This window comes from Sporosarcina sp. Marseille-Q4063, assembly GCF_018309085.1.
Lineage (GTDB): Bacteria > Bacillota > Bacilli > Bacillales_A > Planococcaceae > Sporosarcina.
Map to the genome: position 1 here is coordinate 3,067,136 of NZ_CP070502.1, position 11,369 is coordinate 3,078,504.

Annotated in this window: 8 protein-coding genes; all 8 read left to right on the forward strand. The window is 35.2% G+C overall.

Annotation, left to right across the window (positions count from 1 at the left end; translation table 11 throughout):
- Positions 1 to 124 precede the first annotated feature (124 nt).
- The 8 genes from JSQ81_RS15740 to JSQ81_RS15775 all read left to right on the forward strand — a co-directional run bounded on the left by JSQ81_RS15740 (position 125) and on the right by JSQ81_RS15775 (position 11,367).
- Positions 125 to 1,249 carry a glycosyltransferase gene (locus JSQ81_RS15740; protein WP_212604959.1) on the forward strand — a complete coding sequence of 375 codons (1,125 nt, stop codon included), beginning with the start codon at positions 125 to 127 and terminating at the stop codon, positions 1,247 to 1,249.
- A complete protein-coding gene (locus JSQ81_RS20150; RefSeq protein ID WP_212604960.1) occupies positions 1,246 to 1,785 on the forward strand; it encodes an acyltransferase in 540 nt (179 codons plus the stop codon). The genes JSQ81_RS15740 and JSQ81_RS20150 overlap by 4 nt, the downstream gene beginning before the upstream one ends.
- Positions 1,786 to 1,840: 55 nt before the next feature.
- The gene (locus tag JSQ81_RS15750; RefSeq protein ID WP_305849491.1) at positions 1,841 to 3,007 is read left to right on the forward strand and encodes an oligosaccharide flippase family protein; all 1,167 of its coding nucleotides are present in this window, start codon (positions 1,841 to 1,843) and stop codon (positions 3,005 to 3,007) included.
- A gap of 4 nt (positions 3,008 to 3,011) precedes the next feature.
- Positions 3,012 to 4,280, forward strand: a complete 1,269-nt coding sequence (locus JSQ81_RS15755; protein WP_212604961.1) for an O-antigen polysaccharide polymerase Wzy — start codon at positions 3,012 to 3,014, stop codon at positions 4,278 to 4,280.
- A 379-nt stretch (positions 4,281 to 4,659) separates the two neighbouring features.
- Positions 4,660 to 6,771, forward strand: a complete 2,112-nt coding sequence (locus tag JSQ81_RS15760) for a bi-domain-containing oxidoreductase (protein WP_212604962.1) — start codon at positions 4,660 to 4,662, stop codon at positions 6,769 to 6,771.
- A gap of 5 nt (positions 6,772 to 6,776) precedes the next feature.
- Positions 6,777 to 8,855, forward strand: a complete 2,079-nt coding sequence (locus JSQ81_RS15765; RefSeq protein WP_212604963.1) for an alginate lyase family protein — start codon at positions 6,777 to 6,779, stop codon at positions 8,853 to 8,855.
- Between the two features lie 2 nt (positions 8,856 to 8,857).
- Positions 8,858 to 10,090 carry a glycosyltransferase family 4 protein gene (locus JSQ81_RS15770; RefSeq protein ID WP_212604964.1) on the forward strand — a complete coding sequence of 411 codons (1,233 nt, stop codon included), beginning with the start codon at positions 8,858 to 8,860 and terminating at the stop codon, positions 10,088 to 10,090.
- Entirely contained in the window at positions 10,087 to 11,367 is a 1,281-nt protein-coding gene (locus JSQ81_RS15775; protein ID WP_212604965.1) for a nucleotide sugar dehydrogenase, read from the forward strand. The genes JSQ81_RS15770 and JSQ81_RS15775 overlap by 4 nt, the downstream gene beginning before the upstream one ends.
- Positions 11,368 to 11,369 lie beyond the last annotated feature (2 nt).

Genomic DNA, 11,369 nt, shown 5'->3' on the forward strand with positions numbered 1-11,369 from the left:
GGTTTGTGCGTGGAAGAAACCTCATCTCCTCTTAAAATTGTACGGAGGCAAGCTTTTGGATTTACCTAGAACGAATTATTAGCTTTTTACTTGATAATACGTTTTTTATTGAAGGAGTGGAGATGTGGAAAAGGTATATGTAAATCTAGTGCCCATCAAATCGGGTGGAGGGCTACAGAATGCAATAAATTTAATAGATGGTTTTGATAAGATAAATTCACATGATTATAAGTTTATAGTTAGGAACAAGACTTTGGCAAAGTTGTTAAAAGAAAGAGGGATGGATTTTGAAATAGTGAAGGATAGTTTTCAGTCTAGACTAAAATATGAACTATTTTTCTATTCGAATAAAAGAAATGCAACTATATTCACCTTGTTCGGCGGTCGACCATTGCTATGTTATGGAAATAAAACTATTTCTGGTTGTGCATATTCCAATTTGTTTTACCCGGAAATCGATTTTTGGGGACATCTATCCTTTTTTAAAAAGTTGAAAAAACAAGCTATTGATATTTATAGGTTTATAATGATAAAGAAATCAAATGAAATTATCTTTGAAACTGAAGTGTTAAAACAGAGGGCAGAAAAATTAAAGGGTTTTAAAATTAAGAAATTACACGTAGTAAAAATGGCGGTAAACAAAATCATTACAAAAGAAGTCGAACGGGCTACAAATAGTAGCTATAACCTTCCGTCCAGTAAATCGAAGATTCTTTATTTGGGGTCAAGTCATCCAAACAAACGACAGCATAAACTAGTAGACATTGCCCAATCGATGGTGAATAAAGGAGAAATTAATTTTAGATTTATAACTACTATGTCTGACAATGACTATTATACGCAATTCGAAAAATCTGTCCATTCTAAAAACCTTCAAGAGTACTTCATTAATTTGGGGACGATAGAGAGCAGTGAAGTGGGTGGCTTAATAAAAGAAAGTGATGCGATGATTAATATCGCAGCATTGGAAAGCTTCAGTAATAACTTTATTGAAGCATGGAGTTTTAATAAATTGCTTTTCGTAACAGATGCAGATTGGGCAAGGAGTAGTTGTCTTAATGCTGCAGTATATATAGACCCTTTGGATAGCGATAGAGCAGCATTGAAAATAATTGAAGTGTTAAACGACGAAAAGAAGCAAAATGATATCATCAAGCAATATCCCGAAATTCTTAATAATTATAATGATTATATTACTAAAGCTTATGAATATAAAAAAATAATAAAAGGTGAGAAAAATAGCCGATGAAACACTTTATAATTATTACATATGAATTGTTTATGAAAATTATTTTTTCATTACCTCGATATAAGTCCTTGAATTATTTGAAGAAGTTGTTCTTACAACTATTCGGAGCAAAGGTTGGTAAAAGAGTGATTTTCTATCCTGGAGTATGGATTAATCCCCCGTCAAACATCAAAATTGGTGATGATGTCGATTTAGCCTTAAACGTTATGATTACAACAAGTGGACAGGTACAAATCGGTGATCGAACATTGATAGGGTATGGGACAAAAATTTTATCATCAAATCACAATATACCTAATGGTAATGGGAAAATATTTTTCTCAGGACATTCATTTGATCCTGTTTCGATAGGCCATGATGTTTGGATAGGAGCGGATTGTATAATACTTCCAGGAGTAAGTATTGGGGAGGGAGCAGTAATAGCAGCCGGGAGTGTGGTTACAAAAGATGTGCATGCATTTGACATAGTCGCTGGTGTCCCTGCAAAGGTTATAAAGACTCGAATAAATAACAACACAGGGGAGATAGCTTATTAAAAAGTTTTCATTTCTTTTTATTGCGAATTTAATAGCTGCAGCTTCGAAATGGGTAATAATAATTATAATTGCTAAAGTCTTGTCAGTTGATAATGTAGGCGCGTTTTCACTAGCTATGGCAATTACTGCTCCAATAGCTCTTTTTGCAAGTTTAAGGCTAAGATCCTTAATTGTAGTTAGAGACTCTGAGAATAACCGAGATTATTACTTTATTAGAAAGATATTCAATATAGTATCCTTGGTAATAACTTTAATAGTAGCTTTTTTATTTTATCAAGAGTACTTCATATTAATAACATTGGTTATGCTAATAAAAATTAATGATTTAAATTCTGAATTAGCATATGGTTACTATCAATTAAAGATGGAATTTAATAAACTATCCAGATTGATTATTTTCAAACAAATTTTTTCATTAATAGTTTTTGTTATTTCTTTATCCATTACTAAAAGTTTACAAATTTCTTTATTGCTTCAATATCTATTTCAGTATACTTACTTTTTAATATGGGAAAGGAAAGACTTTCTTAATGATAGCAAACATAATCCAAGTAGGGAAACGCAAAAAAGTATTATAAAGGAAGGGTTACCAATAGGTATCGGCCTTTACTTTATTACTTTAAATGCTTCCATACCGAGGTTTATATTGGAAGCGAAACATGGGTTAGAGATGCTTGGATATTTTTCGGCTTTAGCTTATTTTGTTGTTATTGGGAATATACTTGTAAATTCTTTAATGCAGTTTTTATTGGGTAAAATATCTAATCTTTACATAAGTAACAATTTTAGAACTCTTCGAAAAGTTCTTTTCCTTTTCACACCCTTATTTACGGTGAGTTTGGGAGTTGTTATTTTACCTTTGACTATTTTTTTTGGTGAATATTTTATTGCAGCTTTTTATGGTGAATTATATACCGAATACTTATTAGTATTAGTTCTTTTGGTTATTGGTTTTTTACTTGACAGTAATAGTGCAATTTATGATTCGGTATTGTTAATTACTAAGAAGATCAAGGTGCAATTTTATCTTCCGATGTTTCTAATGGTAGTAAGCAGTATAATTGGTTATATAATGATAAATCAATATTCAATTTATGGTGCTGCTCTAACTATAATTATAGTAAACTTAATTCAGTTACTGATAAGAGGATTCTTCTGTAATTCGATTCTGAAAAGCAATGAACAAATGGAAGAGTTGAAATTAAATCTCAAGAATAGGTGAGGAAATGGCTCCATTTTCTTTAAAGTTATTAACATTTACTTTAATCTTAACAATATTGATTACACTCCCAGATAGTACTTTATCATTCTTGTTCCCCGTGTCGTTTGCAATATCAGTTATATATGCATTGAGATACTTATATAATGAAAAATGGCTATATAGTTTAGTATTAGTGTTCTATATTACTCCTTTTATATATCTTTTTTTTCCGGAAGATTATCTAGGACAACTATATCCACTAGAGTATTTATTTGGCTTTGTAAAGAGTAATCAAGAAGAATTGAAGTCATTATTTACCGTTGGTAGTTTATCATTGTTGAACTTATTGACGTTATTTGGAAGTTCAGAGAGTGGTAAAATATTTATTAATACTAATTATATTAAAAGCATATCAAAAATAAATTCAAATATTTTGGGTATTATTGGCACATTATTGTTATTTTTGGCTTTGCCACTTACAAACAATTTAGCAATCATTGGTGGATATGTAGATTCCCTGAATTCTACTGGAGCAGGAGTTTTTTTAATTCTTTCCTCTGCTTTGCTTGTGTTTAATTTTACAAATGCTAAGTATAAGGCCTTACCACTTATCTATTTATTGATATTTTTTGCCTGGGGTTTATTAAATGGGAGACGAGTTGAACAGTTGGGAATACTTATTCTTCTTGCTTACTACTTTTGTCGGAAATATTTACTTAATGAAAGCAAGAAACTCAATTGGTACATAGCTGTCACGGTGTTAATAGCGCTAGTCCCTATAGTAAATATAATATTTAATTTCTGGGGATATTATAGGATTGGGGAGGAATTTGACTGGGGAAGGTTAACTATTACCACCGCACCGGGAATAATCTATGCTATTGCATCTACGATTTCGTTACAGAAGTTTGGTGTATCTCCCGATGGTGATTTTTTTGGGAACTATATATTGCGTTTTTTCGGGGTTCCATTGGAGGATTTCTCCAGTTGGGTGCAAGAGGTGAACTTTACCCTTGGTGGGATGCATATAATTGCAGAGCCTTTTATGTATTATGGCACCCTAGGTGCAATTTTATCAAGCGTAATACTCTTTCTTTTTATGAGATTTGCTGAAGCTGCTGATAGGATATATAAATTAATCCTCTTTACACCTGTATTAATCATAATGATTCCAAGATACATTTGGTATGGTCATATTTATGCATTAAGAACATTTCAGGTCTTTATCCTATTAATAGCAATTATAGAGTCATATAAATTCATTAGGAAAATTCAAAAAAGAGGTGCTTTATGAAATATGTATTTCTTCTGCAACTATCCTGGGGAAAAGACAAGCTTCGTTAAGTAAGTAACGGAACAAACGCCTATGCTAAAAAACGAAAATTGTTTGTGGGAATATTATATTATTTTGCTCGACTCTTTGTGGGTATTCTTCATTATTCCAAACCTAGAACCCACCTTAGCGGTATAAATTGGGATTCACTAACCGGCAAGCCGAACAATTTAATGCCATTTATTACTCGTGTTGTAAATGGAAATCTCGGGGTTTATAAATCTTTAATAACATAAGTGAAAATATATAATTCTAGAATAGAATTTATGTACTAGCATATTTAAAATAATTAATACTTTTGAATCTGTTAACAACATAAAGTGTAGATGGAGGGTTAATAATGAAGCAAGTGATTCAAAGCTTAAATAACGGAGAAACAAAACTTTCAGAACATCCAATGCCAACATTGAGACCTGGAGTTTTGTTAATTCAAACGGTTAACACAGTTGTTTCTGTTGGCACTGAAAAAATGTTAGTGGATTTCGGGAAATCGAATTACTTGAAAAAAGCACAACAACAACCGGAGAAGGTAAAACAGGTTATCGACAAAGTTAGAACGGATGGTCTGCAACCAACAATTAATGCTGTCAGAACAAAATTAGATCAACCAATAGCATTAGGATATAGTAATGCGGGCATCGTTATTGCAGTCGGTAAAGATGTGAAGAACTTTAATGTTGGTGATCGCGTTATCTCCAATGGCTCACACGCTGAAGTTGTAAGTGTTCCAGAAAATTTATGTGCGAAGATTCCCGACGGCGTAAGCTATGACGAGGCAGCATTCACTGTTATCTCATCGATAGGATTGCAAGGTATTCGTTTAGCAGAGCCCACCCTAGGCGAAACAGTAGTTGTAACTGGACTAGGTCTTATTGGTCTTTTGACCGTTCAATTGTTAAAAGCTCATGGATGTAATGTAATTGCTTCTGACTTTGATCAACGAAAAGTAGATTTAGCTAAATCATTTGGTGCTGATGCTGTAAATGTAGGAACAGGAATTGACATTGTTGACTACGTCAATATGAAAACAAAAGGTCGGGGTGCTGATGCCGTATTAATCACTGCATCGACTCAGAGTAGTGATCCAATTTCCCAAGCGGCAAGAATGTCCAGACAACGTGGAAGAATCATTTTGGTTGGTGTAACAGGACTTGAGTTGAATCGATCCGAGTTTTATGAAAAAGAATTATCCTTCCAGGTATCTTGTTCTTATGGTCCAGGTAGATATGATCTAAATTATGAGGAAAAAGGACAGGACTATCCAATTGGATTTGTAAGATGGACTGAACAAAGAAACTTTGAGGCTATACTAGATATGATGAGTGATAAAAAGTTAGATGTATCGCCTCTAATCACACACAGATATAAGTTTAATAATGCTGTCGACGCATATTCAACATTATCAGAAGACAAAAACACAATAGGAATAGTATTGGAGTATGAATCTCAAGAAATAGATATAGAGGCTTCACGTTCTGTTACCTTAAATTCACACACCACTTCTATAGAAGGCATTCCTACTATTGGAATCATTGGCGCTGGTAATTTTACCAACCAAACTTTGCTTCCCGCAATGAATAGACAGACTGTAAAGAAACATACAATTGTCAGCAGTGGTGGCATGACGAGTGTTCATGTCGGCCAAAAGTATGATTTTGAAAGGGCTTCTACAGAAGCTAATCATGTGTTCAAAGAACCGGCTATCAATGTAGTTTTCATTACAACACGTCATAATAGCCACGCGCAATATGTAAAAGAGGGGTTAAGTAATCAAAAACATGTTTTTGTTGAAAAACCACTATGTTTAACACGCGCGGAATTAGAAGAAATTAAAGAGATTGAGCATGACAAAATATTAATGGTTGGATTTAACAGGAGATTCGCGCCGCATGTTATAAAAATGAAAGAATTGTTAGCGACAGTATCCCAACCTAAGTCGGTTCTGATTACTGTTAATGCAGGGGCTATACCAGCCGATCATTGGACTCAAGATTTAGATGTAGGCGGAGGTAGAATTATCGGTGAAGGCTGTCACTTCATCGACTTAGCCCGTCACTTGGTTGGTCATAAAATAACAGGTGTACAAGCCATGAAAATGGATACGCCTGGAGAAGAACAATTTGAAGATAAAGTAGTCATGCAATTTTCATTTGAAGACGGTTCGATAGCTTCAATCCAATACTTGGCTAATGGGGATAAAGCATTTCCTAAGGAACGTGTAGAAGTATTTGCGGGGAACAAAGTATTATCGCTTGATAATTTCAAAACGTTGACTGGTCATGGGTGGTCTGGCTTCTCAAGGTATAGAACACGTACTCAAGATAAAGGACACGCAAACGGGATAAAAGCATTCCTAGATGGCATTAAAGAAGGGGAATCTCCGATACCATTGGAGGAAATATTCGAAGTGACTGAAGCGACCTTTGACGTTGTCGATCAAATTAGAGGGTGAGAAATTTGAAAACGAAAATCGAAGTTGTTCGTAACATGGGGTTATCTTGGACAATGTTTAGAGCAAAATACGAAATGGAAAAGAAACTGGGTTTGCTTAAAAAGCAATACCCTGTTTTCTCATACTCGAAAGTTGATCTACAATCAAAAATCATCTCAGATAAATCTTTGAAAGAGTTAGTTAAAAGAAAACTAAAGAAGTTCTTTTTTCAACCGGATGTCGAAAAGTTAACCGCCTCTAAAGAAGTATTGAATTTAAATAATGCGATAATAGAAGCTGACGATATTTTGCAGCATAAGTTTAATTATTTTTCGAAACATGTAATTGATTTTGAGGCAATTGATTGGCATTACAGTCCGTTTACTAAAAAAAACTCGCCTGACAAACAGCATTGGACAGAAATAGGGGATTTATCAAGCGATTTCGGTGATATCAAATGGATTTGGGAGTTATCACGATTTACTTTTGTCTATCCATTATGTCGTGCATATGTAATAACTGGTGATGAGAAATACGCGAGTGCATTCTGGAGTATGTTTGAAGATTTTATTCAACATAATCCGCCAGAGCTTGGTGTTAATTATAAATGTGGACAAGAAATGTCATTTCGTATAATGGCTTGGACGTTTGGTTTAAATACCTTTTTCAATTCTACTGAAACAACGGACGAACGTTTAGAACTTATGATGAAAGCTATTTACCATCATGCAGACCACGTTGAAAAGCATTTTGATTTTGCGCTAAAATCTGTTAAAAATAATCACTCATTATCCGAGGCAGCGGGAATGTACACCGCTGGTATTGTTTTTCCTTTCTTTGATTTATCGAGTAAGTGGGTAAATAAAGGAAAGAAGTATATTCAATCTGAAGCAAATTGGCAGATTTACGACGATGGCTCTTATATACAGCACTCTTTCAATTATCAGCGTTTAGCTATACAAGATTTAACATGGGTAGTCCGTTTAGGACAAATCAATGGCGATAAGTTTGAAGGGGAATTTATGGGGAAATTTGAAAAGACTGTTGAATTTTTGTATCAAATGCAGAATCCTGTTGATGGTAGGCTCCCTAATTATGGTATGAATGACGGGGCATACATTCATCCATTTACATCCCGAGAATATTTGGATTATCGGCCTGCATTACAAGCAGCGTGGCTTACGTTGACTGGAAGTAGACTTTACGAAGTACCGAAAGTTGATGAAATTGCAATTTGGCTTGGTTTAGAAACGGATAGGCAATGTTCTCTTCCTGATAGGGAATCAAATCTATTTAAAGACGGCGGGTATGCAACGCTAAGAAATGATGATCAATTTGCTATGATTCGTTGCGCTACTTTTAAACATCGTCCGGTGCAGGCGGATATGTTACATGTTGATTTCTGGCATGGTGAACATAATATTTTGGCTGATGCAGGCACGTTTTCCTATAATACAAGTCCTGAATACTTACTCTATTTTAACGGTACAGCATCTCACAATACCTTGATGTTAAATGATCGTGATCAGATGACAAAAGCCTCCCGATTTATATGGTTAAATTGGACAAAATCAAAAGTGCTCAGTTTTACAAAAGTTGAGAATGCAACAATCTTTGAAGGTGAACATTATGGTTATTCTCCAGTTACCCATCGAAGAGGCGTGTATCAGCTACAAGATGTTTTAATAATTGTAGATGATCTATTAGGTGACATCCAAACAGAAAAGGTGAGCTTGCGGTGGCTTTTCGGAATTCACGACGTGAAAGAGACTTCCAATGGAAAATGGGAAATTACATTGCCGGATGAGTCCAAGTGGAAGATGAAAGTTATTCAACCGAATATGAATGGAACAAGTAGCTTGCATTGCGGTTCGACCGCTCCAGTGGCAGGCTGGCGTTCATTATATTATGGAGATAAAGAAGCATTTCCCCAATTAATAATAGATGACGAGATTACTGAGTCATCCCGATATATATCCGTGTTGTATAAAGACAAACCTTCTATTGAAGTATCTTTAAATGAAAATACACTTGTTATAGGGAATGAGAAAGTAAATTTGTCAACTCTTGGGTCTAGCAAGATTTTTGAGAATATGGAGATATAAAAATGAAAATATTAGTTTTACACCAATATTTCCTTGGAAAAGATGATCCGGGCGGCTCACGCTTTAATCAGTTCGTTAAGTACTGGGAAGAAATGGGCCATGAGATAACAGTAATTGCGGGAACCGTACATTATGCGACCGGAGAAAAAGAAGAAAAGTATAAGGGCAAGTTTGTAGTTAAAGAAGAGTACTCAAAGAATGTCAATGTCTTAAGAACCTATGTATCTGAGTCCTATAACAAGTCTTTTTTAGGCAGGCTATGGGGATATTTTTCATTCAGCTTCTCTTCATTATGGGCAATGCTTTTTCATGTAAAAAAGCATGATGTAATGATTGTTACTTCCCCTCCTTTATTCGTAGGAATAACGGGAATACTTGGGAAGTTCTTTAAACGCACTCCAATGGTATTTGAAATCAGGGATTTATGGCCAGAATCGGCGATCGACACAGGCGTGTTGTCAAATAAGCTAATTATTAAAATTGCTTACATTGTTGAAAAGCTATCATATAGGTTCGCAGATAAAATTAATGTACTGACTCCAGCATTCAAACAGGCATTGATTACAAAGAAGGGAATAGCAGAAAAGAAAATCTGTTTCATTCCAAATGGTGCTGACTTAGATATTTTTGAGCCAGGTCCAAGAGATAATTGGGTGCGAGAAGAATATAATTTGCAGGACAAGTTTGTAGTTACATACATGGGAGCCCATGGTGTCGCAAATCACTTAGACTCATTAATCGATGTGGCCAAGGAATTTTCAGAAGATGAAAATGTAATGATTGTTCTAATTGGTGATGGAATGAAGAAAGCTGAACTCAAACAGCGTGTTGAAGTGGAAAAAATCCGAAATGTCTTGTTTGTCGACTCACAGTCTAAACATACGATACCTGATTTTTGTAACGCATCGGATATTTGCACTGCGGTATTGAAAAAAGTTGAAACGTTCAAAACGGTTTACCCAAACAAAGTATTTGATTATATGTCATGTGCAAAGCCTATTTTGATTGGAATCGACGGGGTAGCGAGAGATCTGGTAGAAGAGAGCGGGTCTGGATATTATGTTGATCCTGAGGATGCCAAAGCATTTGCGGATAAGATTCGTGAGTTACAAAAGGATGAGGAGTTAAGATCGAAACTGGGCGAGAGTGGCTATGCATTCGTTCAAGAAAGTTTCAGCCGAGAAGCATTGGCTAGTAAGTACATAACTGAACTTGAAAAGGTTGTGAAGAGATGAAGAAGTTATGCGTAATAGGTCTAGGTTATATTGGATTACCCACAGCTGCAGTCTTTGCGAATAATGGTTGGTCTGTTCATGGGGTCGATTTGAATCCTACCGCGGTAAATTCAATTAATAATGGCGAGATTCATATTGAGGAAGTAGGATTGGAAGAGCTTGTAAGTAACGCAGTAAAGAATGGATATTTAAGGGCTTCACATAAAGCAGAGTTAGCGGATTGTTATATAATTGCTGTTCCAACTCCCGTTAATTCGAATAATACTGCAAACTTGGATTACGTCAAGGATGCTTGTCGGTCTATCCTTCCAGTTATTAAAAAAGGTGATGTTGTCATTGTTGAGTCGACAATTCCGCCACGGACGATTGACGATGTTGTTGCACCGATTTTTGAAGGTGCTGGATGGAATGTCTATGAAGATATTTATCTTGCACATTGTCCTGAACGAGTCCTTCCAGGTAGAATCGTAATTGAAGTCGTTGAAAATGATCGTATAGTCGGGGGAATTAATGAAGCATCAGCGGAAGCTGCTGCAAAAGTGTATGATACTTTTGTTACTGGAGCGATTTTAAAGACCTCCGCGCTAAGTGCTGAAATGTCGAAGTTGATGGAAAATACGTACCGTGATGTCAATATTGCATTGGCAAATGAACTTGTGAAAATTTCAGAAAAGCTAGGTGTGGATGCATTAGAAGTGATTAAGTTAGCTAATCATCATCCGCGAGTAAACTTACATCTACCTGGTCCAGGAGTAGGTGGACATTGCTTGGCAGTAGATCCGTATTTTATCATTGAGAAAGCTCCGTCCGAATCTGTATTAATATCTGAATCTCGCAAAATAAATAATTCTATGCCAAACTTTGTAATCGAACAAGTCGAGAAAATCATATCAAATAGAAACTCCAAAGTTGCAGTTCTTGGACTAACGTATAAAGGAAACATTGATGACGTTAGAGAAAGTCCGGCAATGGAGATAGTATCTAAACTATTAGACCGTGGATTTTCTATTGGTGTTCACGATCCTCATATTAAGCAAAATCAAGTCGACTTCAAATTGTCTCCATTTAATGAAGCCATTGAAGATGCAGAATGTCTTCTTGTTTTAACAGACCATAATGAGTTTAAAGTGTTAGACGAGAATGAGATTGTCAAAAAAATGAAACGACCATTTGTTTTTGATACAAGGAACTGTGTCAAGATACAGAATTCTGAAATCCAGTATGTGAATTTTGGAAACCTAGATTCTGTACGAACAGAAATGAAGTTGAAAAAATGAAT